Source organism: Variovorax sp. CF079 (assembly GCF_900101545.1).
Classification (GTDB): Bacteria; Pseudomonadota; Gammaproteobacteria; order Burkholderiales; family Burkholderiaceae_C; genus Variovorax.
The window spans coordinates 126,860-143,619 of record NZ_FMZU01000007.1 but is presented as its reverse complement, the minus strand read 5'-3'; the positions used below and the strand labels follow the sequence as shown (position 1 = coordinate 143,619).

General features: G+C 66.2%; 14 protein-coding genes. 5 read left to right on the top strand and 9 right to left on the bottom strand.

The genetic code is table 11. From position 1 onward, the window contains the following. Positions 1-26: 26 nt before the first annotated feature. The 9 genes from BLS74_RS11300 to serA form a co-directional block, all read right to left on the bottom strand. Entirely contained in the window at positions 27-1,475 is a 1,449-nt protein-coding gene (locus tag BLS74_RS11300; RefSeq protein ID WP_093105815.1) for a high affinity choline transporter 1, read from the bottom strand. 14 nt (positions 1,476-1,489) lie between these two features. Beyond that, a complete protein-coding gene (ubiB, locus tag BLS74_RS11295; RefSeq protein ID WP_093105812.1) occupies positions 1,490-3,055 on the bottom strand; it encodes a ubiquinone biosynthesis regulatory protein kinase UbiB in 1,566 nt (521 codons plus the stop codon). Beyond that, positions 3,052-3,606: a ubiquinone biosynthesis accessory factor UbiJ gene (locus BLS74_RS11290; RefSeq protein ID WP_093105810.1), complete on the bottom strand. Its 555-nt coding sequence runs from the start codon at positions 3,604-3,606 to the stop codon at positions 3,052-3,054. Before BLS74_RS11290 ends, ubiB begins: the two co-directional genes overlap by 4 nt. Before the next feature lie 51 nt (positions 3,607-3,657). Then, entirely contained in the window at positions 3,658-4,707 is a 1,050-nt protein-coding gene (locus tag BLS74_RS11285) for a Tim44 domain-containing protein (protein ID WP_093106156.1), read from the bottom strand. 32 nt (positions 4,708-4,739) lie between these two features. Beyond that, the gene (gene ubiE / locus BLS74_RS11280; RefSeq protein ID WP_093105807.1) at positions 4,740-5,471 is read right to left on the bottom strand and encodes a bifunctional demethylmenaquinone methyltransferase/2-methoxy-6-polyprenyl-1,4-benzoquinol methylase UbiE; all 732 of its coding nucleotides are present in this window, start codon (positions 5,469-5,471) and stop codon (positions 4,740-4,742) included. Between the two features lie 92 nt (positions 5,472-5,563). After that, on the bottom strand, positions 5,564-5,977 hold the full coding sequence (locus BLS74_RS11275; protein WP_093105804.1) for a gamma-butyrobetaine hydroxylase family protein: 414 nt from the start codon (positions 5,975-5,977) through the stop codon (positions 5,564-5,566). Then, positions 5,977-6,417 (bottom strand): HIT family protein, encoded by a 441-nt coding sequence (locus tag BLS74_RS11270; RefSeq protein ID WP_093105802.1) that lies wholly within the window; start codon positions 6,415-6,417, stop codon positions 5,977-5,979. Before BLS74_RS11270 ends, BLS74_RS11275 begins: the two co-directional genes overlap by 1 nt. Next, positions 6,414-10,292 carry a DUF3683 domain-containing protein gene (locus BLS74_RS11265; protein ID WP_093105799.1) on the bottom strand — a complete coding sequence of 1,293 codons (3,879 nt, stop codon included), beginning with the start codon at positions 10,290-10,292 and terminating at the stop codon, positions 6,414-6,416. Before BLS74_RS11265 ends, BLS74_RS11270 begins: the two co-directional genes overlap by 4 nt. Positions 10,293-10,378: 86 nt before the next feature. After that, positions 10,379-11,608 (bottom strand): phosphoglycerate dehydrogenase, encoded by a 1,230-nt coding sequence (gene serA / locus BLS74_RS11260; RefSeq protein ID WP_093105796.1) that lies wholly within the window; start codon positions 11,606-11,608, stop codon positions 10,379-10,381. Between the two features lie 193 nt (positions 11,609-11,801). Between serA and ugpB the strand changes: the two genes are divergently transcribed. The 5 genes from ugpB (at position 11,802) to ugpQ (ending at position 16,731) form a co-directional block, all read left to right on the top strand. Continuing rightward, positions 11,802-13,112 (top strand): sn-glycerol-3-phosphate ABC transporter substrate-binding protein UgpB, encoded by a 1,311-nt coding sequence (ugpB, locus tag BLS74_RS11255; RefSeq protein ID WP_093105794.1) that lies wholly within the window; start codon positions 11,802-11,804, stop codon positions 13,110-13,112. Positions 13,113-13,219: 107 nt separating this feature from the next. Beyond that, positions 13,220-14,101, top strand: coding sequence for a sn-glycerol-3-phosphate ABC transporter permease UgpA (gene ugpA / locus BLS74_RS11250; protein WP_093105791.1), 882 nt, complete (start codon positions 13,220-13,222; stop codon positions 14,099-14,101). A gap of 14 nt (positions 14,102-14,115) precedes the next feature. Beyond that, a complete protein-coding gene (ugpE, locus tag BLS74_RS11245) occupies positions 14,116-14,967 on the top strand; it encodes a sn-glycerol-3-phosphate ABC transporter permease UgpE (RefSeq protein ID WP_093105789.1) in 852 nt (283 codons plus the stop codon). 19 nt (positions 14,968-14,986) lie between these two features. Then, on the top strand, positions 14,987-15,994 hold the full coding sequence (gene ugpC / locus BLS74_RS11240; protein ID WP_093105786.1) for a sn-glycerol-3-phosphate ABC transporter ATP-binding protein UgpC: 1,008 nt from the start codon (positions 14,987-14,989) through the stop codon (positions 15,992-15,994). Next, the gene (gene ugpQ, locus BLS74_RS11235) at positions 15,991-16,731 is read left to right on the top strand and encodes a glycerophosphodiester phosphodiesterase (RefSeq protein WP_093105784.1); all 741 of its coding nucleotides are present in this window, start codon (positions 15,991-15,993) and stop codon (positions 16,729-16,731) included. The genes ugpC and ugpQ overlap by 4 nt, the downstream gene beginning before the upstream one ends. Positions 16,732-16,760: the final 29 nt, after the last annotated feature.

Sequence of the window (16,760 nt, the reverse complement as noted above, 5' to 3'; positions counted from 1 at the left end):
GATTATAAGCGCCGCCCCACCGCCGCTCAGGCGGGGTCGACGGCCAGCGGACGATGCGGCGTGCGGGTGTTGGAGACCCACTGTGGCGCCAGCGAGCCGGCGAACATGCCGGCGAAGGCCGCCAGCACACCGGCCAGTTGTGCCGGGAACTGCTCGCCCCAAGGCATGGCCAGGAACAGCAGCCAGACCCCGATGCCCAGCACGACCGCCGCAATGGCGCCCTGGGTCGTCGCGCGCTGCCAGTACAGGCCGCAGACCAGCGGCACGAAGGCGCCCACCAGCGGCACCTGGTAGGCGCCCGAGACCAGCTCGTAGATCGGCGTGCCCTGCATGCGGATCGCATAGGCGAGCACGGCGACGCTGAAGAGCAGCACCGTGATGCGCATCGTCATCAGGTTGGATTTGTCGCTGCCGGCCGGCCGGAACTGGCGCCAGATGTTCTCGGTGAAGGTCACGCTCGGCGCCAGCAGCGTGGCCGAGGCCGTCGACTTGATGGCCGACAGCAGCGCGCCGAAGAAGAACACCTGCATCACGAAGGGCATCTTCTCGAGCACCAGCATGGGCAGCACCTTTTGCGGATCTTCCTTCAGCAGCGTCGCGGTCTGCTCCGGCATGATCAGGAGCGCGCTCGCCACCAGGAACATCGGCACGGCGGCGAACAGGATGTACGCGACGCCGCCGATCACCGGGCCGCGCGTCGAGGCCTTCACGCTGTTGGCCGACATGACGCGCTGAAACACGTCCTGCTGCGGAATCGAGCCGAGCATCATGGTGATCGCGGCGGCGAAGAAGAAGATGATGTCCTTGAAGTTCGGCTCCGGCCAGAACCGGAACAGGTCCTTGCTGGCGGCGAAGGCGATCACCTTGTCGGCACCGCCGGCCATGTTGCCCGCGAACATCGCGATCACCGCCAAGCCCAGCACCAGGATGATCATCTGGATGAAATCGGTCACCGCCACCGACCACATGCCGCCAAACAGCGTGTAGGCCAGGATCGAGACCACGCCGATCACCATGCCGATCGGGATGCTGATGACGCCGCCCGACAGCAGGTTGAACACCAGCCCGAGCGCCGTAACCTGCGCGGAGACCCAGCCGAGGTAGCTCAGCATGATGATCAGCGAGCAAGCGATCTCGATGGTGCGGCCGAAGCGCTCCCGGTAATAGTCGCTGATGGTGAGCAGCGTCATGCGGTAGAGCTTGCCGGCGAAGAAGAGCCCGACCAGGATCAGGCAGGTGCCGGCGCCGAAAGGATCCTCGACCACGCCGTTCAGGCCCCCTTCGATGAACTTGGCCGGGATGCCGAGCACCGTTTCGGAGCCGAACCAGGTGGCGAAAGTGGTCGTCACGATCATGTAGAGCGGCAGATGGCGCCCGGCGATCGCGAAATCGGTGGTGTTCTTCACGCGCTTGGCCGCATACAGGCCGACGGCGATCGTGAGCAGCAGGTAGATGATGACCAGGGTCAGCAGCACGACGAAATCTCCTTTCAGAAAAGACGCACGCGCACCAGCACCTGCATCGCGATCAACCCCAATACAAAACCTATGCCACCGTAGATGATGGCCTGCAGGAGCCGGTTGGTCCGCTTTTGAGCGGCCAGCAGTTCCATCAGTTCGCGCCGGTGGTCGGCCGGCCGATTTTCGAGGAAATCGTGCAGAAGCCGAGGCAATTGGGGCAGCAGCTTGGCGTAGCGCGGCGCCTCGGCGCGCAGCTGCTCCAGCAGCTTGCGCGGGCCGATCTGGTCGCTCATCCACTTCTCGAGGAAAGGCTTGGCCGTGTGCCAGAGGTCGAGTTCGGGATCGAGCTGGCGGCCCAGGCCCTCGATGTTGAGCAGGGTCTTCTGCAGCAGCACCAGCTGCGGCTGGATCTCGACGTGGAAACGGCGCGAGGTCTGGAACAGGCGCATCAGGACCATGCCGAGCGAGATCTCCTTCAGCGGCCGGTCGAAGTAAGGCTCGCACACGGTGCGGATCGCGCCCTCGAGCTCGTCGATGCGCGTGCCTTCGGGAACCCAGCCGCTTTCGAGGTGCAGCTCGGCCACGCGCTTGTAGTCGCGCCTGAAGAAGGCGGCGAAGTTCTGCGCCAGGTACTCCTTGTCGGACTCGGTCAGCGTGCCGATGATGCCGAAGTCCAGCGAGATGTAGCGCCCGAAAGTGGCCGGGTCCAGGCTGACCTGGATGTTGCCCGGATGCATGTCGGCATGGAAGAAGCCGTCGCGAAACACCTGCGTGAAGAAGATGGTGACGCCGTCGCGCGCCAGCTTCGGGATGTCGACCCCGGCCGCCCGCAGGCGGTCGAGCTGGGCGATGGGCACGCCCTTCATGCGCTCCATCACGATCACCTCGGGATGGCAGAAGTCCCAGAGCATCTCGGGGATCATCACCAGTTCGAGCTTGCTCATGTTGCGCCGCAACTGGGCGGCGTTGGCGGCCTCGCGCACCAGGTCGAGCTCGTCGTGCAGGTACTTGTCGAACTCGGCCACCACCTCGCGCGGCTTGAGCCGCTTGGCATCGGTCGACAATCCCTCCACCCAGGCGGCCATCATGGCCATGAGTTCCAGGTCCTTCTCGATCACGCCGCGCATGCCGGGCCGCAGTACCTTGACCGCGACCTCGCGCACGGCGCCGCCGGGGTCGCGGATGGTCGCGAAATGCACCTGCGCGATCGACGCGCTGGCCACAGGCGTCTCGTCGAACTGCACGAAGATCTCGCCCACCGGCCGACGGAAGGCGCGCTCGATGGTCGCGATCGCGACCTTCGAATCGAAGGGCGGCACGCGGTCCTGCAGCCAGGCCAGCTCGTCCGCGATGTCGGCAGGCAGCAGGTCGCGCCGCGTCGACAGCACCTGCCCGAACTTCACGAAGATCGGCCCCAGGCTCTCCAGCGCTTCGCGCAGGCGCTGGCCGCGCGGCGCGTCGAGATTGCGGCCGATCGAGACGACGCGCGCCACCACGCGCAGCCAGGGCTTTTGGAAGCTCGTGAGCACGAGCTCGTCGAGGCCGTAGCGCAGCGCGACCAGGACGATGACGATGCCGCGGTAGAAACGCCTCATTCGGGGCCTGCGGGCCCGGCGGCCTTGCCGCCGCGCTCACCGACGAACTGCCGCAGTGCCGCCACCACGCGCCGGGCGCCGGTGGCAATGGTGTGGGCGGGAACATCGCCGATCACGCGCGCCAAGTCATCCTCGACGTCCCAGCGCACGTGGTCGACCAGCCAGTTGACCTCGGCCGCCAGTTGCACGTCGCCTTCGATGCGCACCGGCGGCTTGTCGCCGCGGAACGCGGCCCGCGCGAGGCCGAACGGGGATTCCTCGGTCACCGCGAGCGTGAGCTCGGAGAGGGCGTCCTCGGGCGCCAGGTCGAGCAGGCCGGCCGGCGTGGCCACGAACTTCATCGTGACGAAGCGCCATTCGAACTGGACCACCCGCCCCTGCTGGCGCATCAGCCGCTGCTGGGCCTCGGGTTCCTGCTGCAGCACGTGGTTGAGAAACAGCACGGCGCGGTGCTGGACCTCGTGGACGACCCAATCGGGCGGCTGCAAGCGGCTGCCGACGCGGTTGACGAAGTCGTCGAGAAAAGAAAATGGGGACGATGGTGTGACCATGTCCCCATTATTCCTGAGCCGTCGGCCTCCCGGCCGCGGCGCTGCGTGCTTTTACTGCAGAGCTTGCACGCCGGCCACCAGCCAGCCGCTCGTGCCGCTGGTCGGCTTGGTCATGTTCCAGACTTCGCGGAAGGGGCTCGGGCCGGAGGACACGTCCTCGCGGATCATGCCGGAGAACTCGACGCTGGCCAGATAGGCTTCGGGCAGATCCTCGATGCCCAGCAGCTTGGCATCCAGCATCACGACCTCGGTCTTGTTCGGCTGGCCGCCGGTGTGGTTCTCGCGCTCGGCCAGCTGCTGGCGGATCTCGCCGACCATGCCGTCGGTCATCATCGAACGCAGGGTTCCGATGTCGGCGCGGTCCCAGGCGTCCTGCAGGGTCACGAAGTTGCGCTTGGCAGCGGCGAGGAAACCGTCGACATCGAAGCCGGCCGGGATGCCCCAGGACTGCGAGCCGCCCAAGGCCGAACCGATCAGGCTGCCACCGGCCGCTGCCGCGCCCGCCATCGACGAACCGCCGGTGCTGCGCTCGGCCGGGTGATCGGGCTGCTGCGCCGGGCTGGCGTCGAAGGCCGCGGTGTTGCGCTCCCACGGACGGGCCGAGGCGTCGTTGCCGACGTTGTTCGGGCTGTACTGCGAAGGCGCCGTGGCGTCAGCGGGATGGCCTGCGCCCTGGAACGCGAAGCCGCCGCTGCGGGACGCGCCGTTGGCGCGCGAACGCGCCGCGAAGATGCGCCACACGACCACGGCCGCGACCACCAGCAGGAGGATCAGCAGGATGTTGCCAAAGGCTGCGCCGAGGCCGAGCGAATGCGCAAGCCAGGCCAGGCCGAGGCCCGCAGCCAGGCCGCCGAGCATGCCGGCCCACGGACGCTTGGGCGCCGCCGCAGCGGGCGCGGCCGCGGCCGGCTTGGCCGCAGCGCTGTTCACGTTCTGTGCGGGGGCGCCGGGCGCGGCCGGCGCAGTGGGCGTTGCCTCGCGCTGCGTCACGTTGCCCGACTGCTTGCCGATCGACGTTCCGCCGCCCAGGCGGCGTGCGTCGGCGTCGATGCTCACAGCGGCCAGCGCGCACACCAGCAAAACGGACCAAAAACTCTTCATGACGTCTCCTCTTTCGGCAAAAAATTTCTTCATCAGCACTTGATTCCAACATGCAGGGCGACAACGCCACCGGTCATGTTGTGATAGTCCACATGTCCGAAACCGCCCTCTTTCATGAGGGTCTTGAGCTCCTCTTGCGAGGGATGCATCCGGATCGACTCGGCCAGGTAGCGATAGCTCGCATCGTCGCCCGCCACCACCTTGCCGAGCAGCGGCAGCACCTTGAACGAATACCAGTCGTAGACCTTGGAAAGCGGCTTGGCGACCTTGGAGAACTCGAGCACCAGGAGCTTGCCGCGCGGCTTCAGCACGCGGTTCATTTCCTTCAGTGCGAGGTCCTTGTGCGTCATGTTGCGCAGGCCGAAGGCCACGCACACGACATCGAAGTGATCATCCGGGAAGGGCAGCTTCTCGGCATCGCACACCAGCGTGGGCAGCGCGACGCCGCCATCGAGCAGCCGGTCGCGGCCGGTGCGCAGCATGGCTTCGTTGATGTCCGTATGCACCACCTCGCCGCTTGCGCCCACCTTCTTCGCGAAGGCCAGTGCGAGGTCGCCCGTGCCGCCCGCGATGTCGAGCACCTTCGAGCCCTCGCCCACGTTGGCGACCATCACCGTGTAGGCCTTCCAGGCACGATGCAGGCCCGCCGACATCAGGTCGTTCATGAGGTCGTAGCGTGTTGCGACCGAGTCGAACACGCCGCGCACGCGCCGTGCCTTGTCGCTTTCCTCGACCGATTCGAAACCGAAATGGGTACTGCTCATGCACCCGATGTTAGGCCGGAAGCGTTCACATCAAGCCGACGACCCCGCAGGGACGGCGGTCATTCGTTGCTTTGGGCCAAAGAACGCGGCGCTCAGTGGCTGCCACAGGCGTGGCCGCCCTTCTCGGCCATCGGCGCATCGCGGTCGACGCCTGCAGCGGCCAGGCGCCGCTCGTACTCGGCCCAGAGTTCGTCCTGCTTGGCGCCGAGTTCGTACAGCAGGTCCCACGAGAAGATGCCGGTATCGTGGCCGTCGGAGAAGCTCGGTTGAACCGCGTAGTTGCCGACCGGCTGCAGGTCCAGCAGACCGACGTTGCGCTTGCCGGTCTGCAGCACTTCCTGGCCCGGCCCGTGTCCCTGCACCTCCGCCGAGGGCGAATAGATGCGCATCAGCTCGAAGGGGATGCGGAAGGTAGCACCGTCGGAGAAGCCGACCTCCAGCACGCGCGACTGGTTGTGCACGGTGATCGATTGCGGCGTCGGCGCGCCGGCTTGCAAACCTGCCATCAGAAACTCCTTGTCGCCAGGCGCTGGATCATCTCGCGTTCCAGCGATGGCAGTTTGACCTCGATCCCGGCCTCGCGTTCCGGATTGGGCTCGCGCTGCACTTCGGCCCAGACCGACCCCGGGAAACGCGGGTCCCAATCGAAGCGCGCGATCACGTGCCAGTGCAGGTGGGGAACCATGTTGCCCAGCGCCGCGAGGTTGATCTTGGCCGGCGCCAGGGCGTTGCGCAGGCTTTGCTCCACGGCGACCACCGCATCCATGCACAACGCGCGGTCTTCCGGCCCCAGATCGGACCACTCGGCCACGTGGTCTTTCCAGACGACGCGATAGAACGCGGGAAAGCCCGCTTCCGCAGCATGGATGACGCGAAACTTCGCAGCCTCGAAGACCAGACGTCCGCCAGGCTCGTCGCACAAAGGGCAGCCAGCCGCGCGCGTCATACCAGCACGCGTTCGATGCCGCCCTGATTGGCCGCGGCCACGTACTCGGGCATCCAGTCGTCGCCGAGGATCTTGTTCGCCATCTCGACCACGATGTAGTCGGCTTCGAGCAGGCCATTGTTCAGGTCGTTGCCGTAGCGGCTCAGGCCCTGCAGGCAGCTCGGGCAGCTGGTGAGGATCTTGACGTTGGCCTTGGGGCCCACCATGCCGCTGTCGCGCAGCGCGGCCTCGCCCTTCTTCAGCTCCTCTTCCTTGCGGAAGCGGATCTGCGTCGAGATGTCCGGGCGCGTCACGCCCAGCGTGCCGGACTCGCCGCAGCAGCGGTCGTTCTTGAGCACGTTGTCGCCGACCAGCGCCTTGACGGTCTTCATCGGATCCTGCAGCTTCATCGGGCTGTGGCAGGGGTCGTGGTACAGGTAGCCGCCACCAGCGGCGCCACCTAGCGTGATGCCCTTCTCGAGCAGGTACTCGTGGATGTCGATGATCCTGCAGCCCGGGAAGATCTTGTCGAACTGATAGCCCTGCAGCTGGTCGTAGCAGGTGCCGCAGCTCACCACCACCGTCTTGATGTCGAGGTAGTTCAGCGTGTTGGCCACGCGGTGGAACAGCACGCGGTTGTCGGTGATCATCTTCTCCGCCTTGTCGTACTGGCCGCTGCCGCGCTGCGGGTAGCCGCAGCACAGATAGCCGGGCGGCAGCACGGTCTGCACGCCCGCATGCCACAGCATCGCCTGCGTGGCCAGGCCCACCTGCGAAAAGAGACGCTCCGAGCCGCAGCCCGGGAAATAGAACACGGCCTCGGTCTCGGAGGTGGTCGCCTTCGGGTTGCGGATGATCGGCACGTAGTCGGCATCCTCGATGTCCAGCAGCGCGCGCGCGGTCTGCTTGGGCAGCCCGCCCGGCATCTTCTTGTTGATGAAGTGGATCACCTGCTCCTTGACCGGCGCCGGGCCCAGCGTGGCCGGCGGGGCCGCGGTCTGCTTCTTCGCCAGGCCCCGCAGCAGGTCGTTGGCCAGGCGTTGGGCCTTGAAGCCGATATCGACCATGCCGGTGCGCATCATCTTGATGGTCTGCGGATTGGTGGCGTTGAGGAAGAACATCGCCGCCGCATTGCCGGGCCGGAAGGACTTCTGGCCCATCTTGCGCAGCAGGTTGCGCATGTTCATCGACACGTCGCCGAAGTCGATGTCGACCGGGCAAGGCGTCAGGCACTTGTGGCACACCGTGCAGTGGTCGGCCACGTCCTCGAACTCTTCCCAGTGCTTGATGCTGACGCCGCGCCGGGTCTGCTCCTCGTAGAGGAAAGCCTCCACCAGGAGCGAGGTCGCCAGGATCTTGTTGCGCGGCGAGTAGAGCAGGTTGGCGCGCGGCACGTGCGTCGCGCACACCGGCTTGCACTTGCCGCAGCGCAGGCAGTCCTTCACGCTGTCGGCAATGGCGCCGATGTCGCTCTGCTGCATGATCAGCGATTCGTGGCCCATGAGGCCGAAGCTGGGCGTGTAGGCGTTGGTCAAGTCGGCATGCAGCGGGCCGCCATCGCCGAGCACGGGACGCAGCAGCTTGCCCTTGTTGAAGCGCCCTTCCGGGTCGACCCGCTTCTTGTAGTCGGTGAAGGGCTGCAGCTCCGCGTCGGACAGGAATTCGAGCTTGGTGATGCCGATGCCGTGCTCGCCCGAGATCACGCCGTCGAGGCTGCGTGCCAGCACCATGATGCGTGCCACCGCGGCATGCGCGGTCTGCAGCATCTCGTAGTTGTCGCTGTTGACCGGGATGTTGGTGTGCACGTTGCCGTCGCCCGCGTGCATGTGCAGCGCGATCCAGACGCGGCCCTTGAGCACGCGCTGGTGGATGGCATTGCACTCGGCCAGGATCGGTGCGAACTCGGCGCCGCTGAAGATGGCCGCAAGCGGCGCACGGATCTGCGTCTTCCAGCTCGCGCGCAGCGAGTGGTCCTGCAGCTGCGGGAACAGCGCTTCGATGTCATCGAGCCAGCCCTGCCACATCGCCCGCACCTCGCGCACCAGCGCCGCGGCCTGGGCGGCGCGGTCTTCCAGCAGCTCGGCCGACGCAATCTCGCTGGCATCGTCGCTTCTGCCCAGCGGCAGGTTGCCGCGCACGAAGAAGGCTTCGAGCTCGTCGGCGAGCGCAAGCTTGTTCTGAAGCGAGAGCTCGATGTTGATGCGCTCGATGCCGTCGGTGTACTCGGCCATGCGCGGCAGCGGGATCACCACGTCCTCGTTGATCTTGAAGGCGTTGGTGTGTTTGCTGATGGCGGCCGTGCGCTTGCGGTCGAGCCAGAACTTCTTGCGCGCCTCGGGGCTGATCGCGATGAAGCCTTCGCCGCTGCGCGAGTTGGCGATGCGCACCACCTCGGAGGTCACGCGCGCGACCGCATCGGCATCGTCGCCGGCGATGTCGCCGAACAGCACCATCTTCGGCAGGCCACCGTGCTTCTTGGACTTGGTCGCGTAGCCCACTGCCTTCAGGTAGCGGTCGTCCAGATGTTCGAGACCGGCCAGCAGCACCCCGGAGCGCTTCTGCTCCGCGAACATGAAATCCTTGATCTCGACAATGCTGGGCACCGCGTCCTTGGCATTGCCGAAGAACTCCAGGCAGACAGTGCGCGTGTGCGCCGGCATGCGATGCACCACCCAGCGCGCGCTGGTGATGAGGCCGTCGCAACCTTCCTTCTGGATGCCGGGCAGACCCGAGAGGAACTTGTCGGTCACGTCCTTGCCGAGGCCTTCCTTGCGGAAGGTCTTGCCGACGATCTCGAGCCGCTCGTTGCGCAGCTTGGTCTTCCCGTCGGCCGCGAAGTACTGCAGATCGAAGACCGCGCTGTCGGCGTCGTGGATCTTGCCGAGGTTGTGGCCGATGCGCGTGACTTCGAGCCACTCGGCCTCGGGCGTCACCATGCGCCAGGAGGCCAGGTTGTCGAGCGCGGTGCCCCAGAGCACCGCCTTCTTGCCGCCCGCGTTCATCGCGACGTTGCCGCCGACGCAGGAGGCTTCGGCCGAGGTGGGGTCGACCGCGAACACGAAGCCCGCGCGCTCGGCCGCATCGGCCACGCGCTGGGTGACCACGCCGGCTTCGGTCCAGACGGTGGGCACCGGCGCATCGAGCCCGGGCAGCGAGACCATCTCGACCTCGGTCATCGCCTCGAGCTTCTCGGTGTTGATGACGGCGCTGTTCCAGGTCAGCGGGATCGCGCCGCCGGTGTAGCCAGTGCCGCCGCCGCGCGGAATGATGGTGAGCCCCAGCTCGATGCAGCCCTTGACCAGCCCGGCCATCTCGACCTCGGTGTCGGGCGTGAGCACGACGAAGGGGTATTCGACCCGCCAGTCGGTCGCATCGGTCACGTGCGACACGCGCGAGAGGCCGTCGAACTTGATGTTGTCCTTGGCCGTGAGCCGGCCCAGCGCGCGCGTGGCCTTGCGCCGGAGCGCCGCCACATCGCGGAACATGGTGTCGAAGGCCTGCACCGCCTGGGCCACCAGCGCGGTCAGCTCGCCGACCAGCGCGTCGCGCTGCGCGGCCGCGTCCGGCGTGCGGCGCTTCTGCACCTCGGACAGGCGGTGGTTGAGCGCATCGACCAGCTGGCCGCGCCGGCGCGGGTTGTCCAGCAGATCGTCGACCAGGTAGGGATTGCGCTGCACCACCCAGATGTCGCCCAGCACCTCGTAGAGCATGCGCGCCGAACGGCCGGTGCGGCGCTCGGCCCGGAGCGTCTGCAGCAGTTCCCAGCCGCGCTCGCCCAGGAGGCGGATCACGATCTCGCGATCGGAAAAACTCGTGTAGTTGTAAGGGATCTCACGCAATCGCGCGGGCTCTTCGGCCTGCGACAACAACGCCGTCAACGCGGTCGGAGCATTCATCGGGGAGTGGCCTCGGTCGGGCGCTGCGCGCCCATGAACCAGGGGCATGAATTTTAAGTCAGCCCCGCGCACCTTGCCGGAGGGGTCTAGAAGAGGACCCGGCTGCGAATGGTGCCGGACACCTTCGCCAGCTTTTCGAGCGCGAGATCGGAGTACGCGGCATCGATGTCGGTCACCACGTAGCCCACCTTCTCGTTGGTCTGCAGGAACTGCGAGGCGATGTTGATGTTGTTCTCGGCGAACACGCGGTTGATATCGGACAGCACGCCCGGCACGTTGCGGTGGATGTGCAGCAGCCGGTGCTTGCCCGGGTGCGCCGGCAGCGCCACCTCGGGGAAGTTGACCGAGGAGGTCGAGGTGCCGTTGTCGCTGTACTTCACCAGTTTCTCGGCCACTTCGAGGCCGATGTTGGCCTGCGCCTCCATCGTCGAGCCGCCGATGTGCGGCGTGAGGATCACGTTGTCCAGCCCGCGCAGCGGCGACTGGAACTCGTCCTTGTTGCTGCGCGGCTCGACCGGGAACACGTCGATCGCGGCGCCCAGCAGCTTCTTTTGCTTGAGCGATTCGGCCAGCGCATCGATCTCGACCACGGTGCCGCGCGAGGCGTTGATCAGGATCGCGCCCGGCTTCATGGCCGCGAGTTCGGCCGCGCCGATCATCCACTGCGTGGCCTGGGTCTCCGGAACGTGCAGGCTCACGATGTCGCTTTGCGCCAGCAGATCGTGCAGTTCGCGCACCTGGCGCGCGTTGCCCAGCGGCAGCTTGGTGACCACGTCGAAGAAAGCCACCTGCATGCCGAGCGCCTCGGCCAGCACCGACAGCTGCGCGCCGATGGAGCCGTAGCCCACGATGCCCAGCGTCTTGCCGCGGATCTCGAAGGCGTTCTCGGCCGACTTGAGCCAGCCGCCGCGATGCGCCACCGCACTCTTCTCGGGCACGCCGCGCAAGAGCAGGATGGCCTCGGCCAGTACCAGCTCGGCCACCGAGCGCGTGTTGGAGTAAGGCGCGTTGAAGACCGCCACGCCGTGCTCGCGCGCCGCATCCAGATCGACCTGGTTGGTGCCGATGCAGAAGGCGCCGACTGCGACCAGCTTCTGCGCAGCGGCAAACACGTCGGCCGTCAGCTGCGTGCGCGAGCGGATGCCCAGGAAGTGCACGTCGGCGACGCGGGCCTTGAGCTCCGCCTCCGGCAGCGCGCCGGCGAGCGTCTCGATGCTCGTGTAGCCCGCGGCCCGCAGCACCTCGACCGCCGAGGGGTGGATGCCTTCGAGCAGAAGGAACTTGATCTTGCTTTTGTCGAGGGAGGTCTTGCTCATGGAAGCCCCGGCGACGGGCTGAAAAATCGGAGGGCGATGCTAGCATGGTGCGGCGCAGCAAGCGGGGTGTGCGGCCATGCGCCAAAAGGGTTTCCCCGGTTGGACGAGCCCCCTCGCCGTGCGACAAATGTGACGCAGCCGTGTCATACGCGCCGCCTAGCATCCGCGCTTTTCTTTCCCCTCAGGAGTCTTCATGCGATTCAATACGCTCGCCGTCGCCTCGGCGTTGGCCGCCACGCTGTCCATCCCGGCGCACGCCCAAACCGAGATCCAGTGGTGGCACGCCATGAGCGGGCCCCTCGGCGAATGGGTCGCCGACCTCGCCAAGCAATACAACGAGAGCCAGAAGGAATACAAGGTCGTGCCCGCCTACAAGGGCACCTACGATGAATCCATGACCGCCGCCATCGCGGCATACCGCTCGGGCAATGCGCCCCACATCCTGCAGGTGTTCGAAGTCGGCACCGCGACGATGATGGCTTCCAAGAACGCCATCAAGCCGGTGGGCGATGTGATGAAGGAAGGCGGCGCCAAGTTCGACCAGAAGGCCTACATTTCGGCCGTCGCCGGCTACTACACGGCACCCAACGGCCAGATGCTGAGCTTCCCGTTCAACAGCTCGACGACCATCTTCTATTACAACAAGGACGCCTTCAAGGCCGCCGGCCTCGATCCCGACAAGGCGCCGACGACCTGGCCCGAAGTGGTGGCCGCGGCGGCCAAGCTCAAGGCCAGCGGCCACAAGTGCCCCTTCACGACCAGCTGGATGAGCTGGACCCAGCTCGAGAGCTTCTCGGCCTGGCACAACACGCTGTTCGCAACGCAGAACAACGGCTTCGGCGGCACCAATGCCCGCCTCGCATTCAACTCGCCGTTGCACCAGCGTCACTTCGAGAACCTCGCGAACATGGCCAAGCAGGGCCTCTTCGTCTACAAGGGCCGCGGCAACGTGCCGGACGCCGCCTTCCCGGCCGGTGAATGCGCGATGTTCACGGGCTCCTCCGGCCTGTACGCGCGTGTCTCCAAGGACGCCAAGTTCGCCTACGGCATTTCGACGCTGCCCTACTACCCCGACGTGCAAGGCGCGCCGCAGAACACTGTGATCGGCGGCGCCAGCCTGTGGGTGATGGCGGGCAAGAAGCCGGCCGAATACAAGGGCGTGGCCGACTTCTTCAACTTCCTGTCGAAGGCCGACGTGCAGTCCGCCAGCCACAAGCGCACGGGCTACCTGCCTATTACCACTGCGGCCTACGAGCTGACCGACAAGTCCGGCTTCTACAAGGAGAAGCCGGGCACCGACGTGGCGGTCACGCAGATGATCCGCAAGACGACCGACAAGTCGCGCGGCATCCGGCTCGGCAACTTCGTGCAGATCCGCACCATCATCGACGAGGAGACCGAGCAGATCTGGTCGGGCAAGAAACAGCCGAAGGAAGCCCTCGACGCCGCGATCCAGCGCGGCAACGAGCAGCTCGAGCGCTTCCAGAAAGCGAACAAGGGCTGACGCCTTTGCCGGCCTGGACGTCAGGCGCCGTGAATTCGGCGCCGCAGTAGACTCTCGCCCGCCTCGCTCCACCCGGAGCCCGGCGGGTTTCTTCATTCGAAGGCTTCATGGAAAAACGCGTTCTGTTCCGCTCCTCGTGGCTGCCGTGGCTGCTCATCGCGCCCCAGATGGCGGTGATCCTGGTGTTTTTCTTCTGGCCGGCGAGCCAGGCCGTCATGCAGTCGATGCAGTCGGAGGACGCTTTCGGCACCTCGACCGTCTGGGTGGGCCTGGAGAACTTCAAGACCCTGTTCGAAGATCCGGCCTACGTCGAGTCGTTCCAGATCACCGCGCTGTTCTCTGCCCTGGTGGCGGGCTGCGGCATCGCGATCTCGCTGATGCTCGCGATCTTCGCCGACCGCATCCTGCGCGGCGGCCTGTTCTACAAGACCTTCCTCATCATTCCCTATGCCGTCGCACCGGCCATCGCGGGCGTGCTGTGGATCTTCATGTTCTCGCCGGCCATCGGCATCGTGGCCTACGGGCTCGGCCTCATGGGTTTCCAATGGAACCACCTGCTCAACTCGGACCACGCGATGTCGCTGATCGTGGTGGCCGCCGTGTGGAAGCAGATTTCCTACAACTTCCTGTTCTTCCTCGCCGGCCTGCAGTCCATTCCGAAGGCGCTGATCGAAGCCGCGGCCATCGATGGCGCCGGCCCGCTGCGGCGCTTCATCACGATCCAGTTTCCGCTGCTTTCGCCGACCACCTTCTTCCTGCTGGTGATCAACATCGTCTACGCCTTCTTCGACACCTTCGCGATCGTGCATGCGACCACCGAGGGCGGCCCGGGCCGCGACACGGCGATCCTGGTCTACAAGGTCTGGCACGACGGCTTCCGCGCCCTCGACCTCGGCGGCTCGGCGGCCCAGTCGGTGGTGCTGATGGCGATCGTCGTGGTGCTGACGATCATCCAGTTCCGCTATGTCGAAAAGAAAGTCCAGTACTGAAATGAGAGCGAGCCATGGTTGAACGCCGCCCCGGCCTGACGCTGCTGTCGCATCTGGTGCTGATCTTCGGCATCCTGATCGTCGTCTTCCCTATCTACCTGGCCTTCGTGGCCTCGACCCACACGCGCGACGAGATCGTGAAGGTGCCGATGCCGGTCACGCCGGGCAGCCACCTGGTCGAGAACTACAAGGCGGCGCTCACCGGCACGGCCGAGACGCAGGGCTCCAAGGCGGCTGTGGGCCGAATGATGTGGGTGAGCCTGGTCACGGCGCTGGTCATCAGCATCGGCAAGATCGCGATCTCGCTACTCTCGGCCTTCGCGATCGTCTATTTCCGATTTCCGTTCAAGAAGCTGGTCTTCTGGATGATCTTCGTGACGCTGATGCTGCCGGTGGAGGTGCGGATCCTGCCCACCTACAAGGTGTTGTCCGACCTCAACATGCTCAACACCTACGCCGGCCTCACCATCCCGCTGATCGCCTCGGCCACGGCTACCTTCCTGTTCAGGCAGTTCTTCCTGAGCGTGCCCGACGAACTGGTGGAGGCAGCGCGCATGGACGGCGCCGGGCCGATGCGCTTCTTCAAGGACATCCTGGTGCCGCTGTCGCAAACCTCGATCGCGGCGCTGTTCGTGATCCAGTTCATCTACGGCTGGAACCAGTATCTCTGGCCGCTGCTCGCGACCACCACCGAGGACATGTACCCGGTGGTGATCGGCATCAAGCGCATGATCGCCAGCGGCGACGCGGCCAACGACTGGAACATCATCATGGCCACGGCCATTCTTGCGCTGCTGCCGCCCGCGGTGGTGGTGGTGCTGATGCAGCGTTGGTTCGTCAAGGGCCTGGTGGACACAGAGAAGTAATCGAAAAAGCAACGACACAATGGCTGCCATCTCTCTTCGCAACGTCATCAAACGCTACGGCCACGGGGCCAAGGCCAATCAGGTCATCCACGGCGTCTCGGCCGACGTCAACCACGGCGAGTTCGTCGTCATCGTCGGCCCCTCGGGCTGCGGCAAGTCCACGCTCCTGCGCATGGTCGCGGGCCTGGAGGAAATCAGCGCGGGCGAGATCGCGATCGGCAACCGCGTGGTCAACAACATCGAGCCGGCCCAGCGCGACATCGCAATGGTGTTCCAGAACTACGCGCTGTACCCGCACATGTCGAACTTCGACAACATGGCCTATGGGCTCAAGATCGCGAAAGTGCCCAAGGACGAGATCAAGGCGCGCGTGGACAAGGCCGCCAAGATCCTCGAGCTCAGTCACCTGCTCGAACGCAAGCCGCGCGAGCTCTCCGGCGGCCAGCGCCAGCGCGTGGCGATGGGCCGTGCGATCGTGCGGCAGCCGCAGGTGTTCCTGTTCGACGAGCCGCTCTCCAACCTCGACGCCAAGCTGCGCGCGCAGACCCGCCTCGAGATCCAGAAGCTGCACCGCGAGCTGGGCATCACCTCGCTCTTCGTCACGCACGATCAGGTCGAGGCCATGACGCTCGCGCAGCGCATCATCGTGATGAACGCCGGCGTGATGGACCAGTTCGCCACGCCCGAGGAGGTGTATGCGCGTCCCGCCACCACCTTCGTCGCGAGCTTCATCGGTTCGCCGCCGATGAACCTGCTGAAGCACGCGCCCGGCGTGCGGCCGGGCACCATCCTCGGCATTCGTCCCGAGCATCTGACCCTCGATGCGGACGGCTGGTCGGTGCAGGTCGAGTACGTCGAACTGCTGGGCGCCGAGCGGCTGATCTACGGGCGCATCGGCGACGAGCAGTTGGTCATGCGCACCGACGAAGGCCAGACGCCACCGGTCACTGGCGACACTGTCCGGATCGCCGCGCGCCAGGACAAGCTGCATTGGTTCGATGCAGGCTCGGGCAAGCGCACGGCATGACCCCCTGGCCCTACCCTTTCTGGATCGCCCACCGCGGCGCTGGCAAGCTGGCCCCCGAGAACACGCTCGCCGCCTTCCGCCTCGGTGCCGAGTACGGCTACCGCATGTTCGAGTGCGATGCGAAGCTCAGCGCCGACGGCGTCCCTTTCCTGTTGCACGACAGCACGCTGCAACGCACCAGCAACGGTCATGGCGTCGCCGGTGAGCGTGCGTGGTCGGAGCTGACGCAGCTCGACGCCGGCGCCTGGCATTCGCGCCGCTACGCCGGCGAGCCGCTTGCCAGCCTCGAAGCCCTGATCCGCTTCTGCCTCGCCAACGGCTACGCGCTCAACATCGAGATCAAGCCGACGCCGGGCGTCGAACTGAACACCGGCGGACGCGTCGCGCAGCTCGCCGCTCGGCTGTGGGCCGGCTCGGCCGTCGCGCCGCCCCTCCTGACCTCCTTCGCGCCCGAATCCCTGGAGGGTGCGCGGTCGGCCCAGCCCGAACTGCCGCGCGGCCTGCTGCTCGACACGCTGCGGGAGGGCTGGCTCGACACCGCGCGCCGACTCGATTGCGCGGCGATCGTCTGCAACTATGCGCTGTGGGACGCTGCCACCGTGGCGCAGGTGCATGCCGCCGGCTTGCGCGCGCTGAGCTATACCGTCAACGACGAGTGGTTGGCGAAGCGGCTGATCGAGCTCGGCACCGACGGCATCATCACCGACCGCGTCGATCGATTCAGTCCTGCGGCCTGAGTCCGCGCGCGGGGCGGATGCGAAGCCCT